This is a genomic window from Clostridium beijerinckii, assembly GCF_036699995.1.
Classification (GTDB): Bacteria; Bacillota; Clostridia; order Clostridiales; family Clostridiaceae; genus Clostridium; species Clostridium helianthi.
Genome location: NZ_CP144906.1, coordinates 4,454,213 through 4,479,543, shown reverse-complemented (window position 1 = coordinate 4,479,543; position 25,331 = coordinate 4,454,213). Strand labels below are relative to the sequence as shown.

Here is a 25,331-nt window from a genome sequence, read left to right as displayed (position 1 = left end):
GAGGGTTAGAAAAATGGGTAAACCAACGGGATTTTTAGAGTATGATAGAGAAGTAGGTAAAAATAGAGAACCTAAAGAAAGAATAAAAGACTATAAAGAATTTCATTTAAGTCTTCCAGCAGAAAAGCAAAGCATTCAAGGTGCAAGGTGTATGGACTGTGGTGTTCCATTCTGCCAATCAGGAGTATTATTTTCAGGTATGGTATCTGGTTGTCCGCTTCATAACCTAATTCCTGAATGGAATGATTTAGTGTACAGAGGAAAATGGGATTTAGCTTATGAAAGATTAAATAAAACTAACCCATTCCCAGAATTTACAGGAAGAGTATGTCCAGCTCCATGCGAAGCTGGATGTACAGCAGGGTTAAATGGGCCTTCAGTTACTATAAAGGAAAATGAAAGAGCTATAATTGATACTGCTTTTAAAAATGGAATAGTTAAAGCTAATCCTCCAGTTAAGAGAACTGGAAAGAAAGTTGCTGTAATAGGATCAGGCCCAGCAGGACTTGCAGCAGCAGATACATTAAATAAATGTGGTCATAAAGTTACTGTTTTTGAAAGAAGTGATAGACCAGGTGGATTATTAATGTATGGTATTCCAAATATGAAGCTTGATAAAGAAGTTATATTAAGAAGAATAAATCTTATGGCTGAGGAAGGTATTAGGTTTGTAACTAACGCCAATATTGGTGAAAATTATGATGCAAATGAAATATTAGATGAATATGATGCTGTAGTACTTGCAACTGGTGCATCTGAGCCTAGGGATCTTGTAGCAAAAGGTAGAGATAAAGTTAAAGGCGTACATTTTGCAGTAGATTTCTTAAAAGCTAATACAAAAAGTCTTCTAGACTCAAATCATGATGATAATAATTATATTTCAGCACAAGATAAAAATGTAATTGTAATTGGTGGTGGGGATACAGGTACAGACTGCGTTGGAACTTCACTTAGACATGGATGTAAATCATTAGTTCAATTTGAAATAATGGGTGAACCTCTTAAAGAAAGAGGAGCTAATAATCCATGGCCAGAGTGGCCTAAAGTTCTTAAGGTTGATTATGGACAAGAAGAATTTATAGACCTTTATGGTAAGGATCCAAGAGAATATTTAACTACAGTTACTGGTCTTAATGCAGATAAAGATGGAAATCTTGAAAGTGTTGATACTGTAAAAGTTGAATGGAAGAAAGACGAAAATGGAAGATTTGGTCCAGTGCCAGTTGAAGGATCAGAAAAAACTTATCAAGCCGAACTTGTATTGCTTGCAATGGGCTTCACAGGTTCACAAAATTACATTAAAGAAGCTTTTGGGGTTGAATCAGATGTAAGAAGCAACATAAAAGCAAATGAAAAAGATTTTAAAACTAATGTACACAAAGTATTTTCAACAGGTGATGCTAGACGTGGACAATCATTGGTTGTTACAGCTATAAATGAAGGAATAAGAGCAGGAATATCTGTTAATGAATTCTTAAGAAAATAGCATATTGAAATAGGAGTGATATTCTAAGTATTTAGAAGTATCACTCTTATTTTTTTAGGGAAAATTAGATTTTTAATTTAGAAATAGTAGATAACAATAAGCAAGTACTTGGATTCTATGAAGAATGTTTTTATGACCAACATGTTTATAAATGGTATATATATTGCAAAAATAATATTTCATCATAATTATAAAAATATTGCAAGAGTCTTAGCTGTAATTGTGAATTGCAACACATATATTAGGAAAGTAACGCCACACTTAGTATAGATTCGCATAAAATAGATATTTTAATTAATAATTAAGAATATCTTTATGAATTTATATTAAGTAGATATATATAATATAGAGGTAGCTATTTTTCTACTCTCTAGGAATGTATATTAAAACTAAATCTGCGGACATTATGCTCATTGAGGGATAAATTATGAAAAAGGGTTGATTTAGAAATATATATTTTAAAAGAGAATAAAATTGTAAAAGAGAAATTGATTGGAGGATGTTAATGAAAATCTTTAGTAATGATAGTAAGCAAGTAAGACCTGGTTGGAAGATAATACTTGTTTTCTTATGTTTCTTTGTATCTACTACTATAATATCAGTTGTCTTCGGTAACATATATAGTACATTTGTCTTTATGAGTAATCCAGAATTACTTTCAAAGCGAGACGAGGGAATAAGATATATTACGGAACAACTTTTAAGTATGTCTTCTTTTCCAGGAGCATTTTTAAATTTAATACAATGTATACTAATGATATTCTTTGTAATTTTATTTTGGAAGGTTCTAGATAGAAAAAAAGTTAAAGATATTGGATTAATAAATATAAAAAGAGGCTGGAAAGATTTATTTTATGGCTTATTATTTGGCGCAATATCATTTACTATAGTTGCAATTATATTGTTATGTACTAAATCAGTTGAACTAGTGAATAGTTTAAATAGTCCAAACTTTTCAAGAGCATTGTTTTTGCAGCTTATTGTTTTTATCTTTGTTGGGATTAATGAAGAACTTTTTGCTAGAGGGTATTGTATGACTGTTTTGAAACAAACTAAAATATCATGGATACCTATTTTAGGATCAGCAGTAATATTCTCGCTGATGCATTCTTTAAATCATGGAATCAGCTTACTTGCATATATTAACTTGTTTTTATTTGGGATTTTTATGGGATATTTATTCATAAAGACTAAAAATATATGGATGTGCATAGGTTATCATATAACTTGGAATTATTTTCAGGGTGACATTTTTGGATTCTTGGTAAGTGGAAATGTTACAGATTCTATGTATACCATAAGAACTATTAATTCAAATATAGTTAATGGAGGAAGCTTTGGACCAGAAGGAGGAATAGTTGTTACAGCATTGCTTATAGTAACAATTTTAATGACATATAAATTCATACCGTATAGAGCATAAAATACGTAAAAAATCTACACATATGAAAAGAGTGCGAAGCACAATACGGAACTTAAAATATGAAAAGAGTGCGAAGCACAATACGGAACTTAACCAAAGTCGACTGCGATTTTGTTATGTACGTTGTAAATTTTATATTCATAAGGTATACTTAAGATATGCTTTTAACTAAATGAGAAACTAAGTAATATAGAGGTTGAGTGTAATGAACAGAGAATTTAAAAGATATATGTATATTATAGGAACAATTTGTATAATATTTTTAGTAGGATCATTAATTCTACATATTCTTCCATGGCTTCTGATAGCAGGAGTAATAATATATATTGTTATGAAGATAGTGGGATTTTTTAAAGAAAAAAAGAGAAAGAAGAATTTAAATAACTATTATAATAATGATAGAGATAAGGAAGTCTACAGCACTCCTGTAGATGACTATACAACTGGAGAAATTATTGATGTCGAATATGAAGATGTAGACAAAAAAGAAAAATAATATTTTTATATTAAAGCTCAGTTTTTGGTAACTGAGCTTTTTTGCTGTCTAAATAATTACGCATAACTTAGTTAGAAAATTATAATTTTGATAAAAAAATTTGTTAGAACCCTTTATATATTTCTTTTTTTGCGTATATATTAATTGGAAGGATAAATGTGCACCGATAAAAAGAGCAGCTATGCACTACTGAAAAGAGCAGCTATGCTGCAATACGGAACATTTCTGCAATCAGTAACTTTTTTTTGAGTGTAAGAACCTTTTTTGGATTAACTCGATAAGATGTAAATATGAAAGGGATTGATGAATATGAGAGAGAGAAGATATGTGAGATTCAGAATAGATATGTATGATGACACAAAATTTAAAATAATAGATAGAATGTCTAATAGAGATCTTATTCACTATGTTTGGAACAGGATGGTTGTTTTAGCTGGAAAGGTAAATCAAGAGGGAGAATTATATATGTCAAGAAATATTCCATACACAGTAGAGACCTTATCAATAGAATTTAATAGAGAGATAAGTGAAGTAAAAGCTGCGTTAGACGTTCTAGTGAATTTAGAAATGATCGAAATCGTAGATAATAATATATACAAGGTGAAAAATTTTGCAAAGCATCAAAATATCAAAGTCAAGGAAAAATCTGAAATTGTAAAAAAAGAAAATGAAATAGGAATTTTAGAAAAGACTGATATGGATAAAAATAAGGAGACAGAAGTAAGGTCTAAAGATGAGACTAATATACAAGGAAAAGTAGATGTTAAAGAAAATAAGAATGATGAGATACCACTTTTAAAAGTAGATAATCCAAAACTAAATAGTGAAAATGAATTTGATAACAATAGTAATGTGACGGAAGTAAAGAAGGATGAGATTGATCAACATAATAATTCTCCAGTAATTTTTGAAGTTAAAAAAGATGTAGGTAAGAAGAGAAAAGTAAATAAAAAGAAAAATGAGAGTATTATAGAAGTGTATGATGAGGATGATTCTACAGATAATAGACATAGGGATGATGCTATTTTCTGGCTTAGTGACGGTGATATTACTTTAGGAGAAGGAGAAACTATAATATCTGAGTGGTCTTTTGAGTGATTGTAATATATATGGCAATTCACAATGCACATTTCACAATTACGGTTAAAATTCTTGCAATATTTTTAGAAGTATCATGAAGAATTATTATATATATTAAAATTGAGTTTCGATATTTTGCCTTAATTAAGTGCTTAGCTTATTAGAAATTTAAATGTGAATTTATTATTAAAACATATATAATAATGCTAATTGTTTGAAAATAGGGCGTTAATATTGTATAATTATTTATAGAAATTAAGATATCTAAAAGAAAGAAGAAAGTTAGTGTCTAAAGATTTTTAAAGTAAATATAAGCAATATAGGAGGCAATAAATATGGAAAAAATAAAAATGTCAACTCCGTTAGTTGAAATGGACGGAGATGAAATGACAAGAATTATTTGGGGCGCAATAAAAGAGGAATTATTAAATCCTTTTATCGAATTAAATACAGAATATTATGATCTTGGATTAGAGTATAGAAATGAAACTGACGATCAAGTTACTGTAGATGCTGCAGAAGCTATCAAAAAGTATAAAGTTGGTGTGAAATGTGCAACTATTACACCAAATGCAGCAAGAGTTAAAGAGTATAATTTAAAAGAAATGTGGAAAAGTCCTAATGGAACTATAAGATCAATATTAGATGGAACAGTATTTAGAGCACCAATTATAGTAGAACCAGTGAAGCCATATGTTAGAACATGGAAAAAGCCTATTACGATAGCGAGACATGCTTATGGGGATGTATATAGGGATGTTGAAATGAAAATAGAAGGAAAAGGTAAATGTGAACTTGTATTTACGTCTGAGACTGGCGAAGAAAAAAGAGAGTTAGTACATAACTTTGCAGGTGATGGAGTAGTTCTTGGTATGCATAACCTTAATAAGTCTATTGAAAGTTTTGCAAGAGCTTGCTTTAATTTTGCACTAGATACTAAACAAGATTTATGGTTTGCAACTAAGGACACAATTTCAAAGAAATATGATCATACATTTAAGGATATTTTCCAAGATATCTTTGATGAAGAATATAAAGCTAAGTTTGATGAGGCGGGCATTGAATATTTCTATACGTTAATTGATGATGTTGTTGCTAGAGTTGTTAAATCAGAAGGTGGAATTATCTGGGCGTGTAAAAACTATGATGGAGACGTGATGAGTGATATGGTTGCTACGGCATTTGGTTCACTTGCAATGATGACATCTGTACTTGTTTCTCCAGAAGGAAACTATGAATATGAAGCGGCGCATGGAACTGTTCAAAGGCATTATTACAAACACTTACAAGGTGAAGAAACGTCAACAAATTCTATCGCAACAATATTTGCGTGGTCTGGAGCCTTAAGGAAAAGAGGAGAATTAGACAATAATGAGGCTTTAGTCAATTTTGCAGACAAATTGGAAAAGGCTTCGATTAAAACAATTGAAGATGGAATAATGACTAAAGATTTAGCGTTACTTGCTGAGCATAATAATATTCAAACACTAAATACATTTGACTTTATTAAGGCTATAAGAAAAACTTTGGAGGAAATACTTTAATTTTCCCTCACGTGATTTAATATTTAGGAATAAGTAAAAATAGTGTTATATATATTGTAATAATAAATTTACATTTAAAACTATAGCAAACCAATTGTTTAGTTATGTTCGGAATGTAGAAACTTAACTGCAATATAGATTTTGTATATAAAAATAGGCTGTACGAAATAGAATGTTTTTCTATTTTATATAGCCTATTTTTTATATAAATTTTGAATAAGTGCATATAAAATCATATAGAAAACTTAGTTAATAACATTATGCATATATATGTTGCAATTCACAATGCACATTTCACAATTCAGAATTACGGCTAAAATTCATGCAATATTCTTAGAATCATTATGAAAAATTATTTTTGCAATATTATTGAAATACAGGATATGTGTTTAAGAATTCTACTTAATAAAGTTTTCAAGTAAGACTAGATTCTATATATTTAGCTAGTAAAAATATAGATATCTGCAATAAAAATTCTCATTTTTTATGGAAAAATCATTCAAGCTATATTAAGTTCATAGAATCAAATAATATATGAATAATTATAAAATTGTTAAAATAGTCAAGAAAAATTAACAAAAAAAGCAAAACGTCAATGATAAAACGTTACCAATTGATGAAAGTATAATTTTTGAAAAAAGTTATTGAAAATCATTTTCAATACGAGTAAAAAGTGATATTATTATTTATAGAGAAGTTAATTAAAATCATTATCAATTGATTGTGACTTTAATTGACGATAAAATGTAAGGAATTATACATAAATAATTTATGAAAAAATTAGTGAATCTAATTAAGGGGGAAATGTTATGCCATTAATATTAGCTAATAAGGGAAATGAAATGAATATTAAAAAGATTACAGGAAATGATGAAACAAAAAGATTTTTAAACAGTTTAGGGTTTGTTACAGGTGAAACGGTTAAAATTATTTCTGAACTTGGAGGAAATCTAATAATAAATGTTAAGGATAGCAGAGTTGCATTAGATAAAAGAATGGCAAGCAGAATTATAGTTTAGGAGGATTTTTATAATGAACACATTAAAGGAGATTAAATGTGGACAAACTGTTAAGGTTAAGAAGGTCGATGGTTTAGGACCTGTTCGTAGACGTATTATGGATATGGGAATAACAAGAGGATGCGAAGTGTATGTTCGTAAAGTGGCACCACTTGGAGATCCAATAGAGGTAACAGTTCGTGGATATGAATTATCACTTCGTAAAGCTGATGCAGAAATGATACTTGTAGAGTAATTTAATACAAAAAAATATATACCATAGTTCAAATTAATAAAGAAAGGTATATATAGTGATGAGGAGGAATAGAAATGTCAATTAAAATAGGGCTTGCAGGTAACCCTAATTGTGGAAAGACAACTATGTTTAATGAACTTACAGGTTCATCACAATACGTTGGTAACTGGCCGGGGGTAACTGTTGAAAAAAAAGGTGGTAAGTTAAAAGGACATAAGGAAGTTGAAATTGTCGATTTACCAGGAGTTTATTCTCTATCACCATATACCCTTGAAGAAGTTGTAACACGTAATTTTATGATAAATGATAGACCAGATGCGGTAATTAATATTGTGGATGCATCTAATATTGAAAGAAATTTATATTTAACAACTCAGATTTTGGAATTGGGAATTCCTACTGTTATAGCACTTAACATGATGGATATTGTAGAGAAAAATGGAGATAAAATAGATATTAATAAATTATCAAAAACTCTAGGGTGTCCAGTAGTTGAAACCTCTGCACTTAAAGGAAATGGTGTTAAAGCAGCAGCAGAAAAGGCTATAGAAATAGCTAATTCAAAGAAAAAGCCAAATTTTCAAGTGCCATTTTCAAAAGAAGCTAGGGATGCTTTTGATGAGATAGAAAAAATTGTCCAAGGTAATATACAAGGTAAAGATGTAAATATTAATTGGCTTTCTATAAAATTATTTGAGCGTGATAAAAACATAATAGATAATTTGAAACTTCCAGAAAACATATTAAGTGATATAGAAGCAGTAATACAGAAATATGAAAATGAACTTGATGATGATAGTGAAAGTATTGTTACTGCGGATAGATATGCATTTATAGGGGATGTAGTTTCAAGTGCTATTAAAAAGAGTAGCAATGGAAAAGAAACAACGTCAGACAAAATTGATAAAATTGTTACAAATCGTTTCTTAGCATTGCCAATTTTTGTGGTTGTTATGTATGCAGTATATTATATTGCAATAACAATAGGAACAATAGGAACTGATTGGATTAATGACACATTATTTGGAGAGATAATTCAAGGAAGTGCTTCAGACTGGATGGCAAGTGCAAATGTAGCCGATTGGTTACAAGGGTTAATTATTAACGGAATAATTAGTGGAGTAGGTTCAGTAATTGGTTTTGTACCACAGATTATACTATTATTCTTATTCTTATCTGTACTTGAAGACTGTGGATATATGGCTCGTGTAGCATTTATTATGGATAGAATTTTCCGTAAGTTTGGTCTTTCAGGTAAGTCATTTATACCAATGCTTATTAGCTCTGGTTGTGGTGTGCCTGGTATTATGGCAACACGTACAATGGAAAATGAGAGAGATAGAAAAATGACAATTATGTTAACTACATTTATTCCTTGTAGTGCAAAGTTACCAATTATAGCTTTAATTGCATCAGCATTCTTTAATGATTCAGCTTGGGTAGCTCCATCAGCATATTTCTTGGGAATAATAATGATTGTTGTTTGTGGAATTATATTAAAGAAAACAAAATTATTTTCTGGGGATCCTTCACCATTCGTTATGGAATTACCACAATATCATATACCAAGCGCAAAAAGTGTAGTTATTCATATGTGGGACAGGGTAAAAGCATTTATAGCAAAAGCTGGAACAATAATTTTAGTTTCTTGTGCAGCAGTATGGTTCTTACAATCATTTAATTGGTCATTCGAGATGGTAGACGCAGATAATAGTATATTAGCAAGTCTAGGAAATATTATTGCACCTATATTTGCACCACTTGGCTTTGGAAATTGGCAATCAGCAGTTTCAACAGTTACAGGACTTGTTGCAAAGGAAAATCTTGTTGGAACATTTGGAGTTTTATATGGAATAACAGATGCATCTGAAACTGATCCAACATTAATCAGCAACGTTGGTGCAATGTTTACAGCAGCAAGCGGATTTGCATTTATGGCATTCAATTTACTTTGTGCTCCTTGTTTCGCGGCAATTGGTACAATAAGACGTGAAATGGGAAATTGGAAGTGGACATTCATTACTATAGGATTCCAGACAGCAACTGCATATATCGTTGCACTTGTTATTAACCAAGTTGGTAATTATATATTAGGAGTCGGAAGTTTATTGGGAGCTGTGGTTTCAATTATAATTGCAGTAGCTGTAGTATTTATAGTTATAGCAACAGGAAGAAAAGAATCAAAAGAAAAAGTAATTAATGCTAATTTAAGTTATACAAAATAATGTTTATGAAATTAGATTTGAGCATAATAGTTTACTTAGATTAAGATTTGAGGAGTGATAATTATGGTGGCAACAATTATATTAGCTGGTATAATATTTGGATTTATGGCATTTGTGATAGGAAAGCAAATAAAAAAGGCTAAAAATGGAGAAAGTGGTTGCGGATGTGGATGCTCCGGTTGTTCATCAGCTAATGCATGCCACGGAATAAAGGTAAAGCAAAAATAAAATGTTAATAATTAAATATGTTGTGCTTAGAATCTTATATTTTAATATTAAATAAGCAAATATATTACTAGCATACTGGATTTTAATGTCATAACATATATATCAAGTAGTTGTTTAAGGCAACTACTTTTTTTTATTTTCCAGATTCCAAAGTCGCCTATGATTTTGTTCTTTTCTTGAAGTTTATATTTGTGGAGGGGAAACTGGAGTGACTGTGTATTTTGGTAATGGAATTTTCTTGAATAAATGTATTGACAAAGTGGATAATATAAACTATAGTATAAATCATATAAATCCTATTGAAATAATAGGGATTAAAAACAAATATCAGTATAACCAATAAAATAATACGAATTATTGATGTTGTTATAAATTCTTTAATTGAGATTTAGATAGGTGATTACAATTAAAAACCTACTAAACATATATGACAAATAATAAAATTGAAAGGGGCAAATATTATGAAAAAGAGGAGAATATTAAGTGTTACGCTTTCTATAGCTTTAATAATGGGGGCTTTTATAGGTTGTGGAAAGCAAGAAACTAATAATAGTGAAAATTCGGACAGTAAAAAACCTGTAGAGCTTTTGAATGTATCATATGATCCAACAAGAGAATTATATACAAAATTTAATGATAGTTTTATAAAATATTGGAAGGATAAAACTGGACAAGATGTAACAATAAATCAATCTCATGGAGGCTCTGGTGCACAGGCACAATCAGTAATTGGTGGATTGGAAGCTGATATTGTAACCTTAGCATTGGGTTATGATATAGATGCTATAAGCCAAGCTGGGCTTGTAAATAGTGATTGGCAAAGTAAATTTAAAGAAAATAGTTCGCCATATACATCGACTATAGTTTTTCTTGTTAGGAAAGGAAATCCTAAGAATATAAAAGACTGGGATGATTTAACGAGGGATGGAGTTTCGATAGTAACACCAAATCCAAAAACATCAGGGGGAGCTAGATGGAATTACTTGGCAGCTTGGGCCTATGCATCGAAAAAGTATAATGGTGATGAAAAGGCTATAAAAGATTTTATGTCAAAGTTATATTCAAATGTAGAAGTATTGGATTCAGGAGCTAGGGGAGCAACAACAAGTTTTGTTGAGAGAGGATTAGGTGATGTACTTATAGCATGGGAAAATGAAGCACTTTTATCACTTAATCAACTTGGAAAAGATCAGTATGAAATAGTGGTGCCATCATTAAGTATCCTGGCAGAACCTCCTGTTGCTGTAGTTGATAAAGTTGTTGATAAAAAAGGAACGAGAGAAGTTGCGGAGGGGTATTTGGATTATTTATATACTAAAGAAGGACAAGAAATAGCAGCAGAAAATTATTATAGACCTAGAGATAAAGAAGTTGCTGAAAAGTATAAAAGCACATTTCCAGAAGTTAATTTAGTTACAATAGATAGCGAGTTTGGAGGATGGGCAAAAGCTCAGGAAACTCATTTCGCAGATGGAGGAACATTTGATCAAATTTATATTCCTAAAAAATAGGATTCCATTAGTAGGTCAATCCAATACTATTTCCAAATCATAAGTATTGATTATAATGATTTTCGAATATAAGCAAGATTTAATAAAATAATAATTTCAAAAACTTACTAAATAAAAATTAACATATTTATTTAGTAAGTTTGGTTTTTGTTAAAAATTAATATTTTTGAGCTGATTTTATTGACAAAAGCATAAAATTCCCTTATAGTATATTTCATATAAAGTTTATAAAATTAGTAGGAAATAAAAAGATATTATGCATAATTAGTTAAGTAGTCAATTATCACATAAAACATTATTTTATATAGTAATTGATATAAAGTTTTTATGACATAGTTTGCAAAAATAATTATTCATCATAATTCTAAAAATACTGCAAGAATTTTAGCCGTAATTGTGAATTGTGAAATGTGCATTGTGGTTTGCAACGTATGCTAAAACTTGGTATTTGCTAGGGTGTTATTTAATCAAAACCCTACTAAACATATATGAATATTGATTTTTTTACATATGAGCAATAAATATTTATGAAAAAAGATTGGGGAGAATATTGTGAAAAAAACTGGGATTTTATGTTTGATGCTTTCTATTACGTTAATTACTGGGGCTTTTGTTGGATGTGGAAAGCAAGGAACTAGTGGCGATAATAGCAAGAAACCAGTGGAGCTCTTGAATGTATCATATGATCCTACAAGAGAATTATACACTAAGTTTAATGAAAGTTTCACAAAGTACTGGAAAGAAAAAACTGGACAAGATGTAACAATAGATCAATCTCATGGAGGATCTGGTTCACAAGCACAGGCAGTTATGGGAGGATTAGATGCTGATATTGTGACTTTAGCATTGGGATATGATATTGATGCTATAAGCAAAACTGGCCTTTTGGATAGTGATTGGCAAAGCAGATTTAAAGAAAATAGTGCACCATATACGTCAACTATTGTTTTTCTTGTTAGAAAAGGAAATCCAAAGAATATAAAAGATTGGGATGACTTAACAAAAGACGGTGTTTCGATTGTGACACCAAACCCAAAAACTTCAGGTGGAGCTAGATGGAATTACTTAGCGGCCTGGGCGTATGCATCAAAAAAATATAATGGTGACGAAAATTCTATAAAAGAGTTTATGTCCAAGTTATATTCGAATGTAGTTGTATTAGATTCAGGATCAAGAGGAGCAACTACTAGTTTTGTTAGAAGAGGATTAGGTGATGTTCTTATAGCTTGGGAAAATGAAGCTATGTTATCACTACAACAGCTTGGAAAGGATAATTATGAAATAGTTACTCCATCTTTAAGTATTTTAACAGAGCCATCAGTTGCAGTAGTAGATGAAGTTGCTGATAAAAGAGGTACTAAAGAGGTCGCTGAAGGATACTTGAACTACTTATATACTAAAGAAGGACAAGAACTAGTAGCTCAAAACTATTACAGACCGAGGGATAAAGACGTTGCTGAGGAATATAAAGATACATTTCCTAAATTGGATCTTGTAACAATAGATGATTCCTTATTTGGAGGATGGAAAAAAGCTCAAGAGACTCATTTCTCAGATGGGGGAACATTTGACCAAATCTATATTCCTAAAAACTAAGAATATTAGATTATAAAATGAAAATTAATTCAAGTGGGGATATCAAAAGAAATTTTAGTTGGACTTATACAATCAAGGAGAATCAAATCTGGGAGATTGCCAGTTTTATATCAAACTTAAATAAGAGGAGATAAAAGTGGCTAGGTATCAGAGAAGTTTTTAAATATGTAATTATTTTGTTAGAGTGGGGGATGAATATGAGCAAGACAAAAAGAGTTATTCCTGGATTTAGATTGACAATGGGTTTTTCTCTTGTTTACCTAAGCCTTATAGTTTTAATTCCTTTATCAGCTTTAGTCATAAAGTCAGGGGGAATGGGATTAGATAAATTTCTTAGTACAGTATTAAATGCTAGAACATTGCACGGATATTTGGTAAGTTTTGGTGCTGCATTCGTAGCAGCGATAATAAATAGCATATTTGGAGTTATCTTAGCGTGGGTTTTAGTTAGATACGATTTTCCATTTAAAAGATTTATAGACGGAATAATTGATTTACCATTTGCACTGCCAACAGCTGTTGCAGGTATCTCACTTACTACTTTATATTCTGAGAATGGTTGGATAGGAAAAATACTTTATTCATTTGGAATAAAATCATCATTTTCTATTTTAGGAATTGTTATAGCCTTAACATTTATAGGAATTCCATTTGTTGTAAGAACAATTCAGCCGGTTCTTGAAGATTTAGATGGTCAATATGAAGAAGCTGCTGCAATGCTTGGAGCTAGTAGAATAAGAACTTTTTGCAAAGTAATATTTCCAGAAATATCAGCGCCACTATTAACTGGATTTGGTTTGGCCTTTGCAAGAGGGGTTGGTGAGTATGGAAGCGTAGTTTTTATTGCAGGAAATCTTCCAATGAAAACAGAAATTGCACCTCTTTTGATTATGTCAAGATTGGAACAATACGATTATAGTGGCGCTACTGCTATAGCTTTGGTTATGTTAGGCGCTTCATTCTTAATACTATTCGTTATAAACGGTATTCAACTATACAATAGTAAATTAAAGCAGATATGAGGTGAGTAGTGAGTGAAAAAAACATCTATGAATAGAAGCGAAAATAAATTCTTGAAATACGGTTTGATAGGTATAAGTATATTTTTTCTTATACTAATGCTTATTATTCCATTGATATCTATAATTTCCGAAGCATTGGCTAAAGGATTTGGTGCATATATTAAAGCAATTTCAGATGGATATACTCTTAAAGCTATGAATCTTACATTAATTGCTACGTTAATAGCAACAATCATGAATACCATCTTTGGTATATGTGTTGCTTGGGCTATAACAAAATTTAAATTTAGAGGGAAGAACTTGCTAGGAACTTTAATTGATCTGCCATTTGCAATTTCGCCTGTTATTGCAGGACTAATATTTGTATTATCTTTTGGAAAAGGGAGCTTTCTAGAGAATATTTTAATTCAAAATAATATAAAAATAGTCTTTGCTGTGCCAGGAATAATATTAGCAACAATATTTGTAACGTTTCCGTTTGTAGCAAGAGAAATAATACCTTTAATGAATGCTCAGGGAACTGATGAAGAAGAAGCAGCAGCAATGATGGGAGCTAACGGATTTAATATATTTAGAAAAATAACTCTTCCAAATATTAAATGGGGTCTTATATATGGAGTAATACTTTGTGCAGCAAGAGCAATGGGAGAATTTGGGGCAGTATCAGTAGTATCTGGTCATATTAGAGGAAAGACCAATACTTTACCATTACACATTGAAATCTTATATAACGAATATCAATTTTCAGCAGCTTTTGCAGTCGCTTCTATATTGGTAATTATTGCGATTATGGTCTTAATATTACGTAATATTGTGGAATGGAAAACTAAGAAGGGGGTCTAGTATGTATGTATGTGGAACTAAAGAATATTAATAAAAGATTCGGAGATTATAAGGCATCTGACAATGTTAGTTTTAGGATAGAGCAGGGAAAATTAATTGGTCTCTTAGGTCCAAGTGGAAGTGGCAAGACTACTATACTTAGAATGATAGCAGGTCTTGAAACTCCAGATGAAGGAGATATCATTATTAATGGAGTAAAAGTCAATGACATAGAACCAGGAAAAAGAGGAATTGGCTTTGTATTTCAAAGTTATGCTCTATTTCGTCATATGACAGTTTATGATAATGTAGCGTTTGGTCTTGTGGTACAAAAAGCTAAAAAAGATTATATACATGAGAGGGTTATGGAACTTATAGAACTTATTGGCCTTAAGGGCCTTGAAAAAAGGTATCCAGGTCAATTGTCTGGTGGACAAAGACAACGTGTAGCTTTTGCTAGAGCACTTGCACCTAACCCACAGCTGTTACTACTAGATGAGCCTTTTGCAGCAATTGATGCTAAGGTAAGAAAAGAACTTAGAAGATGGCTTAGAGAAACGATATCTAAATTAGGAATAACAAGCATCTTTGTAACCCATGACCAAGATGAAGCGGTAGAAGTAGCAGATGAAATAATAATAACAAATAGAGGGAAAATTGAGCAGAAAGGTAGTCCGGTTGAGATATATAAGAATCCAAAGACTCATTTCGTAGCACAATTTATTGGTGAATCGAATCTAATAGATGATTATACTAAGCTAAAAGGATTTGAAGTTGTAAACCCTAAAGAAACAAAGGCGATAGTACGTCCTGAGTTTATACAAATTGCTAAAAATGATAAGGAGATTTTGACTCCTCTTGCAGCAGAAAAAGGAATTGTAAAAGGTATTGCATTTAGAGGAAATAATCTTGAAATAGATGTACAGGTAGGGAACCAAATATTTTATGGATACCGTAGCTTGGAAGATGAAGAATTAAAAATTGGTGAAGAAGTTTTCGTTTTAATCCATAGAGTTTATGCATTTGATGAAAAAAGTGCAAATGTTGTGGAAAATAAGATTAAAACAGAAGAAATGTCTGTATTTATTTAAATATCATCCATGAATAAAGACAAAGATTAAATATATTTGAGCTTTGTATAAATAAAAATCAGTGTTTAAAAATGCAGGGAATAATAATCTCTGTGTTTATTTAGTAAATATTGACCTTAAAAAAAGGAGATATGCTATGAGTAAGAACGTTCAAGTAAAACAATTAGAAACTGATATATTAATTATTGGAGGAGGTACTGCTGGGTGCTATGCGGCCTTAACCATACGTGAAAATTCTAATGCATCCGTACTTATCCTTGAAAAAGCTAATATTAAGAGAAGCGGATGCTTAGCAGCCGGAGTAAATGCAATCAATGCATATATAGTAAAAGGAAGAACTCCTGAAGACTATGTTGATTATGCAAAAAAGGATGCAGATAATATTGTGCGTGAAGATCTACTTCTTACAATGTCACAAGGTTTAAATAAGGTAACAAAAAAGTTAGAGGATTTAGGGCTTGTTATTTTAAAAGATGAAAATGGCGAATATGTGGCTAGAGGAAATAGAAATATAAAAATTAATGGTGAAAATATTAAACCTATTTTAGCAGATGCAGTGCAGGAACTAAATGATGTTACTGTTATGAATCAAGTTAATGTTATTGATTATATTGTAAAAGATAATCAGATACTTGGTGCTTTTGCAGTTGGTGTAGAAGAAGAAATTCTATATGAAATTAGAGCAAAAAAAGTAATATGCGCAACTGGTGGAGCAGCAGGTCTTTACAAACCTAACAATCCAGGTTTTTCAAGACATAAAATGTGGTATCCTCCTTTCAACACTGGTGCAGGGTATTCAATGGGAATAAAAGCAGGGGCTGAAATGACTACTTTTGAAATGAGATTTATTGCTTTGAGATGTAAGGACACAATTGCTCCAACAGGTACAATTGCTCAAGGTGTAGGAGCAAAGCAGGTAAATTCAAAAGGAGAAGTTTATGAAACAAAATATGGTCTAACTACATCAGAAAGAGTTTATGGAACAGTAAAGGAAAATCAAGAGGGAAGAGGGCCTTGTTATTTAAGAACAGAAGGAATTACCTCTGCTCAAGATGAAGAATTAAAGAAAGCATATTTAAACATGGCTCCTAGCCAAACTTTAAAATGGATAGAGTCAGGTAAAAACCCAAGTGAGCAGAATGTAGAAATTGAAGGAACAGAACCATACATAGTAGGTGGGCATACTGCTAGTGGATATTGGGTTGATACTAAAAGAGAAACTACAATAAAAGGTCTTTATGCAGCAGGTGATGTAGCTGGTGGATGTCCACAAAAGTATGTTACAGGAGCACTAGTAGAAGGCGAAATTGCAGCAAAGGCAGCAGTTGAAGCAATAAATAATAGTGATAAAGATGTTGTTACTTTATCAACAGCTGAAGAAGATTTACTTATAAAGAAAAAGAAAGAAGAAGTTGAAAAAGTATTAAACTCTGAAAATCAGATATTCAATTTTGAACAACTTGAAGAAGCGATGCAGAAAGTAATGGATACTTATGCAGGTGGAATTGGAAGTAGTTATCAGTTCAATGAAAAGCAACTTGAACTTGCAATGGAGAAAATTGAGCAAATTGAGAAATTGAGTGAAAGTCTTTATGCAGAAGATATGCATGAATTGATGTTTGTATATGAGTTAAAAGAGAGACTTACTCTTTGTAAATCTGTAATTGCCCATTTAAAAGCGAGAAAAGAAACTAGATGGCACAGCTTTGCAGAAAATCTTGATTATCCAGAGAAAAGCGATGAATGGTTAAAATATGTTAATTCGAAGCTTGTAGATGGCAAACTTACAATGTTATATAGAGATTTAGTGGGAAGAGGTGAAACATATGAGCATAGCAATTAATAAAAATAAATGCATAGGATGCAAAAGATGTTTAGCTGTGTGTCCAGGAAGTCTTATAAAATCAACTGAAGATGGCAAGAAAGTATATATAAAATATCCTAAAGATTGCTGGGGATGCTCTTCTTGCATAAAAGAATGCCCTACAGGCTCGATTTCATTATATCTAGGAGCAGATATGGGTGGAAGAGGAAGCAAACTTACAGTTAAATTTAAAGATGATATTGCAGATTGGAAGATTGAAGAAACTGATGGAACAGAGCATTCAATTAAGATAAACCGTAAGGATTCAAATCAATATTAATAAATGCAATACACAATTCACAATAAATATATTTAAAAATTTAGATTAGCAAATAGGGGGACTAATATATGAGCGAATTATCACATCTTGATAAATTAGAAGCAGAAGCAATTTATATTATTAGAGAAGTAGCAGCAGAATGTGAAAAGCCAGTAATGCTATATTCAATTGGTAAAGACAGTTCTGTTATGTTACATCTTGCAATGAAAGCATTTTATCCTGAAAAGCCACCATTTCCTTTCATGCATATAGATACAACATGGAAGTTTAAAGAAATGATCGAATTTCGTGATAAGACGGCAGAAAAATTAGGAATTGAGATGATTGTCCATTCAAATGAAGAAGGCATAAAGCAAGGGATTAATCCTTTTGATCACGGTTCAGCATATACTGATATCATGAAGACACAAGCTTTAAAACAAGGTTTGAGTAAATATGGATTTACAGCAGCATTCGGCGGAGGACGTCGTGATGAAGAAAAATCTCGTGCAAAGGAAAGAATTTTCTCTTTCAGAAATGAAGCACAAGCATGGGATCCTAAAAATCAAAGACCAGAAATGTGGAAGCTTTATAACACTAAAATAAATAAAGGTGAAAGTATGAGAGTTTTCCCAATTTCAAATTGGACTGAAAATGATATCTGGCAGTATATAAAGCGTGAAAATATTGATATAGTTCCTTTATATTTTGCAAAAGAAAGACCATGCATTGAGCGTGATGGCAATATTATTATGGTAGATGATGATAGATTGAAGTTATTACCAGGTGAAAAAGTTGAGCATAAAAAAATAAGATTTAGAACCCTTGGATGTTATCCATTAACAGGTGGTTTTGAATCAGATGCAGTTACTTTGGATGCGATTATTGAGGAAACCCTTAGTGCCGTATCATCTGAAAGAACAACTAGAGTTATTGATAGTGAAGCAGCAGGTAGTATGGAAAGAAGAAAGAGAGAGGGGTATTTCTAAGATGAAGAGCTTATTAAAGTTTATAACATGTGGTAGTGTAGATGACGGAAAATCTACTCTTATTGGGCATATTTTATATGATTCAAAGCTTTTATATGCAGACCAAGAAAAAGCTTTAGAATTAGATAGCAAAGTTGGAAGCAGAGGTGGAGCAATAGACTATTCTCTATTATTAGATGGCTTAATGGCGGAACGTGAGCAAGGAATTACAATAGACGTCGCATATCGTTATTTTACAACTGATAATAGAAGTTTTATAGTAGCAGATACTCCAGGGCATGAAGAATATACTAGAAACATGGCTGTAGGTGCATCCTTTGCAGAGCTTGCTATTATATTGATAGATGCAAAGCAAGGGGTATTAGTTCAAACAAGAAGACATGCAAGAATTTGTTCCTTAATGGGTGTAAAGAATTTTGTATTTGCAGTTAATAAGATTGATTTAGTAGGCTACAGTCAAGAAAGATTTCTAGAAATTGAAGAGCAAATTAAGGGGCTAGTAAATGAACTTTCATTAGAAAATGTTAATATAATTCCTGTGTCAGCTACAGAAGGAGACAACGTTACTAAGAAATCAGAAAATACTCCATGGTATGCAGGGGAAGCACTTTTACCATATCTAGAAAATGTAGAGATTGATAGTAAGTCTGAAGAAGGTTTCTATATGCCTGTTCAAAGAGTATGTAGACCAAATCATACTTTCAGAGGATTCCAAGGTGAAATTGAAGCTGGAAGCATTTCTGTAGGAGATGAAATTACGACACTTCCTAGCAATGAAAAAGCATTAGTAAAAAGTATTCATATTACTGATAGGGAATCACAAAATGCAGGAAAAGGTCAAGCTGTTACAATACAACTTAATAAAGAAGTTGATGTATCAAGAGGCTGTGTACTTACAAAAGGAACTGATATTACTACAAGTAAGCTAATTAGTGCAAAGATTCTTTGGATGGATGACTCAGAATTAACAGCTGGTAAAGAATACTTTGTAAAAGTAGGTACTAAGATGTTGACTGGTGTTGTTACAGATGTAAAATATAAAATTGATGTTAACACTGGAGAGCATTTACCAACTGGTTATTTAACAAAAAATGAAATAGCAGCATGTGATATTTTATTATCTGAAAAGATAGTTGTTGATAAGTTTGATGCACATAAAACATTAGGAGAACTTATTTTAATAGACCGTATCACTAATATGACATCAGCTTGTGGTGTTATAGAAGATGTTCATAATAATGATACTAAAAATGCAAAATTTGCTTTTGAACATAATGAATTAAAAGCAAGAGGAGATATTTTTGAAGAATTCTATTATGATACAGAAACTTTATCTATCTTCAAATATAAGCCAGAAGAAAAGACTTATACTATAGGTAATGAACTTCCAATAAAAGGCGATAGTTATGAATATCCAGAGACTTTTGATTTATTAGTTCTTCGCGATGGAGTAGCAATCGAAGTACGTGATAAGAAGATTACTAATATTAAATCTATTGACGATTATAAATATCAAGAAGTTCCAGTTATTAATGGTAGAGGATTTGAAGTTGGGGTAAATTCTAATGAGGAAATTGCAAAATTCTTAAATGAATACAAAGAAACTAACGAGAAAACTCTAGGAGAGTTCTTGAATAAATGGGTTAAATTTGAGACTTATAGAAAAGTAGTTTTTCATAGTACTAAATAGAAAATGCATAAACGGGTTCTCTTGAATATAGAATATATAAAATAAATTAAAGAAGCCTCGAAAATGATTGGAAAATTGTTTTTGAGGCTTTTTTAGTCACCTTTACTAATAATAAATACAATTACTAGATTTCAAATTATATAATGTATTATTATGTTATAATATAAGGAAAAATATACTATATTTATATTTGTTTTATTGAAAAAGAAATTATTTGATGATAAAGTTTAATGTAGATGGATAGAGGTGATTAATTTTATGAAACATAAAATATTATTGTTTGATTGTAAACCTGGTATGATTTTGGCTGAGGATATAATATGTAATGGTTTAAAATTAGCGTCTAAAAATACAATACTTAATTCATATATAATAGATAAATTGATTAGTCTTGGTGAATATAGTATTTATATCTATGTTTCTGAAGGAAACAATAGCTTGGGCAAGAGCAATATTGATAAAATTAAAGAATTTAAAGAGGACTATGATGTAAGTATATACAATATTAAAGAGGTAATAAATGAATTAATTACAACGGATAACATGAATACTGAGAGTATTTCTAAAATATCTAAATCAATAATAAAGTATTTAGATGAACCTAACATTATAATTAAGTGTTTAGCTGCGTTAAAGGAAGCAGATGAATATACTTATACGCATTGTATAAATGTAGCAATATATTCAATGCTTATAGCAAAGTGGATGAATTTATCTTCAGACACAGTTAAGGAAATTATTGAATCGGGACTTCTTCATGATATCGGCAAGATTAAAATAGACAATGAAATATTGAACAAGCCAAGTAGGCTAACAAGAGAAGAATTTGATGAAATTAAGAAACATACTATTTTGGGATATGATATAATAAATGATTATAATTATTTTAGTAGAAGTATAAAAGATGCAATACTCATGCACCATGAAAGAATCGATGGATCTGGCTATCCGTTTGGAAAACTAGGAAGAGATATTACATTAAATGCAAAGATTGTTGCAGCAGCAGATACATTTGATGCGATGACATCAAATAGAGTATATAAGAAAGGAGTAACACCATTTAAAACATTTCAAATGTTTTTGACTGAAGGGATGAAATTATATGATACATCAGTTATTTTTACACTTTTAGAAAATATAAGCCCATATTATATAGGGATGAAGGTAAAGCTTGAGGATGGCAGGATGGGTGAAATTATGTATATACCGCCCAATGATATATTAAGTCCCATTGTAAAAATTAATAATGAACTTATTGATTTTTCAAGAAGAACAGATTTGGATATAAGTGATATATTTGTATAATATTTAGTAATATAGAAATGTGGAAATTTAAAACTTAAAAAATACTGTTTCATATATATTGCAAAAATAATTCTTCATCATAATTCTAAAAATATCACAAGAATTATAGCTGTAATTGTGAATTGTGAAATGTGCATTGTGAATTGCAACATATATAATAAGAAATATACTAGTTAAAAATTCTATTAATTTTAGGATGAGCATAATATAAATTTAAAAAAATTATAAAAAAATCTCTATATAGATGTCGAATCATAATTCCATTTTTGGAAATAATATAGCTAAATAAAATTGGAATTTTAGTGTGTATAGATAGAAACTTTTATTAATGAAAAAAAGTAAATAGAATATAAATTACGAATTAGATGTGGTGTTTTACAGCAAATATAGGCTCGAAGTAGATTTTAAGCTACTTGAGTCTATTTTTTTTTGTAGAAATTTATAGAAAAGGTAAAATGAAATTTCAATATGAAAACATCATTTAATTATATAAATTAATAAAAACTATTAGATGATAATACCAATTAGTACAATATATTGCCACTTTGAACAATATAATATCATTATTGACAAATAAGACTAAAAATTATACTATAAAATTAGTAGGAATCAATATTTTTTTGTGGTGCAGATAATTAAATATTAGTTTTTGAAACGTATATAAAATTAAATTATAAAAAATAAAAAAATATTAATGAACTTGTATTTGTAGGAGGGGATGTGAGAAGGCTTGATTATAAAACCATATAAAGAAGATTATTTAGTGGACACTTTAAAAAGATTATAGTGAATTTTACTAAATATTTGTGGAGGAATATTATATGAATGATTTATTGGATATTCAACATATTGCTTTTGAATTAGCAAGTGAGAAGTATGCTCTTAAAATTAGTGATGTTTATGAAATTATTAGGATGCAGCAAATATCTCCAACACATAATAGTAAGTTCTTTTTGGAAGGCGTTATTAATTTAAGAGGAAAGGTAATTCCGGTAGTCAATTTACATAAAAGGTTTAAACTAATAGAATGCGCTAGAACTAAAGAAACTAGAATAATAGTGGTAAAAAGTAGAGAAGAGATGATTGGTATAATTGTGGACAAGGTTGACTCAGTTATACAATTCAATGATATCCAACCAACGCCAAAAGTTGTTGCAGGTATTGATGGGGAGTACTTTGAAGGAATAGGAATTACGGGGAATGGAGTAATAAGTTTATTGAAGATAGATGTAGTTCTTCATGATTAGGGGGAGGTGTGAAATGTCTAATATATATGAAATGCCTGAAATGGTAAGTGCATTTTTGGATGAAGTGGAAGAGCAGATACAACTTTTAGAACAAGGAATTTTAGAATTAGAAAAGAAAGATGAAGTTAGTAAAGTTATACAAGATATTTTTAGGGTAGCACATACATTAAAAGGATCCTCTTCAGCTATGGGGTATGAAAAGATGAAAACTCTTACTCATGAAATGGAAAATGTGCTTGATAAAATTAGGAATAATTTTATGGAAGTAACGGAGCCAATAATTAACGTTTTGTTTGAATGTACTGACTGCTTAACTTTATTAAAAAGAGATTTTATAGAATATAAGAATGATACGGAAGTAAACATTGATGATATCATAGGAAAACTTAGATGTATGCAAAGTATTGACGTGGACAAAACTGAAGGCAATCAATTTATTGGAGTAAAAAGTGAAATTAGTCATGAAGGTGACAATGAGAGGATAGTATTTGAGTTAGATGATGAGAAAAGACATACAATAGAAAATGAAAAGCTAAATGGGCGCTCTTGTGTTGTTTGTGAGATTAAGATCTCAGAGGATAGTCTTATGAAAGCAACGAGAGCTTTTCTTATACTTAATTCGCTAAATGATATGGGAGAGGTTATAGGATCTAGTCCCAATGTATTAGAACTATTGGATGAAGATGAAAATATTAATACTATAAATTATTTATTAATTTGTGAATTAGGAGCAAAAGAACTTGAGTTGAGAATTAAGCATGAATTAATGGATATTGATAATGTTAGTGTGTTTGATTATGAATTTACGAAATTAGATAAAGAAAAGGTAGTTACTCAGGATAAAAAAAATATAACTAATGTAAATAGAGAAATGGCAACGGAAAAAATTGATGAGATAAGCAGTGAAAAAAAAGTTTCACAAGACATAAGAAATGAAAAAAAATTATCACAAACCATTAGAGTCGATATAGAACGTCTTGAACATATGATGAATTTAGTTGGAGAGATGGTTATTGAACAAACTAGAATTGCTCAAGTAAGTAACAATTTACATAATAAATATATAGCTGATGATTCAGTAGAAGATTTAATTGGAATATCAAGTCGTGTATCAAGAGTAGTTAGCGAACTTCAAGAAAGCATAATGAAAGCTCGTATGGTGCCAGTGCAACAGCTATTTAGTAGATTCCCGAGGTTGGTAAGAGATCTTGCTAATTCATTAGAAAAAGAGGTGGACTTGGTTCTTGAGGGTGGAGAGACAGAAATGGACAGAACTATAATTGAAGATATTACTGATCCTTTGATTCATCTTGTAAGAAATTCCCTAGACCATGGAATAGAAAAACCCAGTACTCGTATAGGCAAAGATAAGCCTTCAAAAGGAACTTTGAAAATAAAGGCATTTCATCAAGAAAACCATGTAATTGTGACAATTGAAGATGATGGTGCTGGCTTAAATTTAGAAAAGATAAAGCAATCAGCAATTAAGAAAGAAGTAATTTCAGTTCAGGAGGCAGAAGCATTATCAGAACATGAGATAATAAATCTTATTTTTCAAACGGGGCTGTCAACAGCTAATAATGTAAGTGACGTTTCAGGAAGAGGCGTAGGAATGGACATTGTTAGAAATCATATAGATAAATTAAATGGAATTATTGATGTAGAAACAAAAGAAGGAGAAGGTAGTAAATTTACGATTAAATTACCACTAACTCTTGCAATACTCGCAGGATTACTGGTGAAGATTCATAATGAAACTTATGCGTTACCGATGAGCAATATAATTGAGATTGTGAGAAAGCCTAAAGATGAGATTGAATATGTGAAAAATCAATCTGTTGTTGTTATTAGAGATAAAGTTCATCCTCTAGTATGGCTCCATGATTATTTTGAATTGCCTAGGGAAAATAAAAAGAAAAATGTGTTCATTGTAGTTTTAGGTATCGCAGAAAAAAGATTCGGTATTGTAGTTGATGAATTAGTTGGAAATCAAGAAATAGTAGTTAAACCTTTAGGCTCTTACATAGGAAAAATTGAGGGGATATCGGGTGCAACAATACTTGGTGATGGAAGTGTTGCGCATATATTTGACGTTGTAGGAATATCGAGAATGATTAGTAGCAAAAACATAAAAGACAATAATAATTTCAGTAATAATGAAATTTAATAAGCAAAAGATCAAAAAGTGTGGAGGCGTAT

Annotated in this window: 21 protein-coding genes; all 21 read left to right on the top strand. The window is 30.7% G+C overall.

The genetic code is table 11. The features are described from left to right. Positions 1 to 13 precede the first annotated feature (13 nt). The 21 genes from PZA12_RS20595 (at position 14) to PZA12_RS20495 (ending at position 25,299) form a co-directional block, all read left to right on the top strand. On the top strand, positions 14 to 1,486 hold the full coding sequence (locus PZA12_RS20595; protein ID WP_078114596.1) for a glutamate synthase subunit beta: 1,473 nt from the start codon (positions 14 to 16) through the stop codon (positions 1,484 to 1,486). A 505-nt stretch (positions 1,487 to 1,991) separates the two neighbouring features. Then, entirely contained in the window at positions 1,992 to 2,909 is a 918-nt protein-coding gene (locus PZA12_RS20590) for a CPBP family intramembrane glutamic endopeptidase (RefSeq protein ID WP_078114597.1), read from the top strand. A gap of 205 nt (positions 2,910 to 3,114) precedes the next feature. Further along, positions 3,115 to 3,405, top strand: a complete 291-nt coding sequence (locus PZA12_RS20585; protein WP_012060358.1) for a hypothetical protein — start codon at positions 3,115 to 3,117, stop codon at positions 3,403 to 3,405. 309 nt (positions 3,406 to 3,714) lie between these two features. After that, positions 3,715 to 4,503 (top strand): phage replisome organizer N-terminal domain-containing protein, encoded by a 789-nt coding sequence (locus PZA12_RS20580; protein WP_423221171.1) that lies wholly within the window; start codon positions 3,715 to 3,717, stop codon positions 4,501 to 4,503. A gap of 317 nt (positions 4,504 to 4,820) precedes the next feature. Continuing rightward, positions 4,821 to 6,029 (top strand): NADP-dependent isocitrate dehydrogenase, encoded by a 1,209-nt coding sequence (locus PZA12_RS20575; protein WP_078114599.1) that lies wholly within the window; start codon positions 4,821 to 4,823, stop codon positions 6,027 to 6,029. 809 nt (positions 6,030 to 6,838) lie between these two features. After that, the gene (locus tag PZA12_RS20570) at positions 6,839 to 7,048 is read left to right on the top strand and encodes a FeoA family protein (RefSeq protein WP_012060355.1); all 210 of its coding nucleotides are present in this window, start codon (positions 6,839 to 6,841) and stop codon (positions 7,046 to 7,048) included. A gap of 13 nt (positions 7,049 to 7,061) precedes the next feature. Next, a complete protein-coding gene (locus tag PZA12_RS20565) occupies positions 7,062 to 7,283 on the top strand; it encodes a FeoA family protein (RefSeq protein ID WP_012060354.1) in 222 nt (73 codons plus the stop codon). Between the two features lie 74 nt (positions 7,284 to 7,357). Then, entirely contained in the window at positions 7,358 to 9,508 is a 2,151-nt protein-coding gene (gene feoB / locus PZA12_RS20560) for a ferrous iron transport protein B (RefSeq protein ID WP_078114600.1), read from the top strand. A 63-nt stretch (positions 9,509 to 9,571) separates the two neighbouring features. Then, entirely contained in the window at positions 9,572 to 9,736 is a 165-nt protein-coding gene (locus tag PZA12_RS20555) for a FeoB-associated Cys-rich membrane protein (RefSeq protein ID WP_077845291.1), read from the top strand. A gap of 461 nt (positions 9,737 to 10,197) precedes the next feature. Further along, positions 10,198 to 11,247, top strand: a complete 1,050-nt coding sequence (locus tag PZA12_RS20550; RefSeq protein ID WP_078114601.1) for a sulfate ABC transporter substrate-binding protein — start codon at positions 10,198 to 10,200, stop codon at positions 11,245 to 11,247. Between the two features lie 552 nt (positions 11,248 to 11,799). Then, entirely contained in the window at positions 11,800 to 12,843 is a 1,044-nt protein-coding gene (locus PZA12_RS20545; RefSeq protein ID WP_078114602.1) for a sulfate ABC transporter substrate-binding protein, read from the top strand. 197 nt (positions 12,844 to 13,040) lie between these two features. Continuing rightward, positions 13,041 to 13,865 carry a sulfate ABC transporter permease subunit CysT gene (cysT, locus tag PZA12_RS20540; RefSeq protein ID WP_078114603.1) on the top strand — a complete coding sequence of 275 codons (825 nt, stop codon included), beginning with the start codon at positions 13,041 to 13,043 and terminating at the stop codon, positions 13,863 to 13,865. Between the two features lie 27 nt (positions 13,866 to 13,892). Continuing rightward, entirely contained in the window at positions 13,893 to 14,708 is an 816-nt protein-coding gene (gene cysW / locus PZA12_RS20535) for a sulfate ABC transporter permease subunit CysW (protein ID WP_171773054.1), read from the top strand. 5 nt (positions 14,709 to 14,713) lie between these two features. Beyond that, positions 14,714 to 15,778, top strand: coding sequence for a sulfate/molybdate ABC transporter ATP-binding protein (locus tag PZA12_RS20530; protein ID WP_012060347.1), 1,065 nt, complete (start codon positions 14,714 to 14,716; stop codon positions 15,776 to 15,778). A gap of 136 nt (positions 15,779 to 15,914) precedes the next feature. Further along, a complete protein-coding gene (locus tag PZA12_RS20525) occupies positions 15,915 to 17,621 on the top strand; it encodes an adenylyl-sulfate reductase subunit alpha (protein ID WP_078114605.1) in 1,707 nt (568 codons plus the stop codon). Continuing rightward, on the top strand, positions 17,605 to 17,922 hold the full coding sequence (locus tag PZA12_RS20520; protein WP_065418791.1) for a 4Fe-4S dicluster domain-containing protein: 318 nt from the start codon (positions 17,605 to 17,607) through the stop codon (positions 17,920 to 17,922). Before PZA12_RS20525 ends, PZA12_RS20520 begins: the two co-directional genes overlap by 17 nt. Positions 17,923 to 17,990: 68 nt before the next feature. After that, positions 17,991 to 18,890: a sulfate adenylyltransferase subunit CysD gene (gene cysD / locus PZA12_RS20515; RefSeq protein ID WP_023973163.1), complete on the top strand. Its 900-nt coding sequence runs from the start codon at positions 17,991 to 17,993 to the stop codon at positions 18,888 to 18,890. Position 18,891: 1 nt separating this feature from the next. Then, positions 18,892 to 20,580 carry a sulfate adenylyltransferase subunit 1 gene (locus PZA12_RS20510; RefSeq protein WP_078114606.1) on the top strand — a complete coding sequence of 563 codons (1,689 nt, stop codon included), beginning with the start codon at positions 18,892 to 18,894 and terminating at the stop codon, positions 20,578 to 20,580. 258 nt (positions 20,581 to 20,838) lie between these two features. Then, a complete protein-coding gene (locus PZA12_RS20505; RefSeq protein WP_077840267.1) occupies positions 20,839 to 21,885 on the top strand; it encodes an HD-GYP domain-containing protein in 1,047 nt (348 codons plus the stop codon). Between the two features lie 821 nt (positions 21,886 to 22,706). Beyond that, positions 22,707 to 23,132 (top strand): chemotaxis protein CheW, encoded by a 426-nt coding sequence (locus PZA12_RS20500; RefSeq protein ID WP_171772488.1) that lies wholly within the window; start codon positions 22,707 to 22,709, stop codon positions 23,130 to 23,132. 13 nt (positions 23,133 to 23,145) lie between these two features. Beyond that, complete coding sequence (locus PZA12_RS20495; protein WP_103699175.1) at positions 23,146 to 25,299, top strand: chemotaxis protein CheA; 2,154 nt, start codon at positions 23,146 to 23,148, stop codon at positions 25,297 to 25,299. Positions 25,300 to 25,331: the final 32 nt, after the last annotated feature.

What these genes read in the sequence shown, in the direction of transcription:
- PZA12_RS20550 (WP_078114601.1), top strand. Translation starts at nt 10,198, where the DNA reads ATGAAAAAGAGGAGAATATTAAGTGTTACGCTTTCTATAGCTTTAATA.
- PZA12_RS20585 (WP_012060358.1), top strand. Translation starts at nt 3,115, where the DNA reads ATGAACAGAGAATTTAAAAGATATATGTATATTATAGGAACAATTTGT.
- PZA12_RS20580 (WP_423221171.1), top strand. Translation starts at nt 3,715, where the DNA reads ATGAGAGAGAGAAGATATGTGAGATTCAGAATAGATATGTATGATGAC.
- PZA12_RS20510 (WP_078114606.1), top strand. Translation starts at nt 18,892, where the DNA reads ATGAAGAGCTTATTAAAGTTTATAACATGTGGTAGTGTAGATGACGGA.
- PZA12_RS20505 (WP_077840267.1), top strand. Translation starts at nt 20,839, where the DNA reads ATGAAACATAAAATATTATTGTTTGATTGTAAACCTGGTATGATTTTG.
- PZA12_RS20520 (WP_065418791.1), top strand. Translation starts at nt 17,605, where the DNA reads ATGAGCATAGCAATTAATAAAAATAAATGCATAGGATGCAAAAGATGT.
- cysW (WP_171773054.1), top strand. Translation starts at nt 13,893, where the DNA reads ATGAATAGAAGCGAAAATAAATTCTTGAAATACGGTTTGATAGGTATA.
- PZA12_RS20565 (WP_012060354.1), top strand. Translation starts at nt 7,062, where the DNA reads ATGAACACATTAAAGGAGATTAAATGTGGACAAACTGTTAAGGTTAAG.
- PZA12_RS20495 (WP_103699175.1), top strand. Translation starts at nt 23,146, where the DNA reads ATGTCTAATATATATGAAATGCCTGAAATGGTAAGTGCATTTTTGGAT.
- PZA12_RS20575 (WP_078114599.1), top strand. Translation starts at nt 4,821, where the DNA reads ATGGAAAAAATAAAAATGTCAACTCCGTTAGTTGAAATGGACGGAGAT.
- PZA12_RS20525 (WP_078114605.1), top strand. Translation starts at nt 15,915, where the DNA reads ATGAGTAAGAACGTTCAAGTAAAACAATTAGAAACTGATATATTAATT.
- PZA12_RS20595 (WP_078114596.1), top strand. Translation starts at nt 14, where the DNA reads ATGGGTAAACCAACGGGATTTTTAGAGTATGATAGAGAAGTAGGTAAA.
- PZA12_RS20570 (WP_012060355.1), top strand. Translation starts at nt 6,839, where the DNA reads ATGCCATTAATATTAGCTAATAAGGGAAATGAAATGAATATTAAAAAG.
- PZA12_RS20500 (WP_171772488.1), top strand. Translation starts at nt 22,707, where the DNA reads ATGAATGATTTATTGGATATTCAACATATTGCTTTTGAATTAGCAAGT.
- PZA12_RS20555 (WP_077845291.1), top strand. Translation starts at nt 9,572, where the DNA reads ATGGTGGCAACAATTATATTAGCTGGTATAATATTTGGATTTATGGCA.
- cysD (WP_023973163.1), top strand. Translation starts at nt 17,991, where the DNA reads ATGAGCGAATTATCACATCTTGATAAATTAGAAGCAGAAGCAATTTAT.
- cysT (WP_078114603.1), top strand. Translation starts at nt 13,041, where the DNA reads ATGAGCAAGACAAAAAGAGTTATTCCTGGATTTAGATTGACAATGGGT.
- PZA12_RS20590 (WP_078114597.1), top strand. Translation starts at nt 1,992, where the DNA reads ATGAAAATCTTTAGTAATGATAGTAAGCAAGTAAGACCTGGTTGGAAG.
- feoB (WP_078114600.1), top strand. Translation starts at nt 7,358, where the DNA reads ATGTCAATTAAAATAGGGCTTGCAGGTAACCCTAATTGTGGAAAGACA.
- PZA12_RS20530 (WP_012060347.1), top strand. Translation starts at nt 14,714, where the DNA reads ATGTATGTGGAACTAAAGAATATTAATAAAAGATTCGGAGATTATAAG.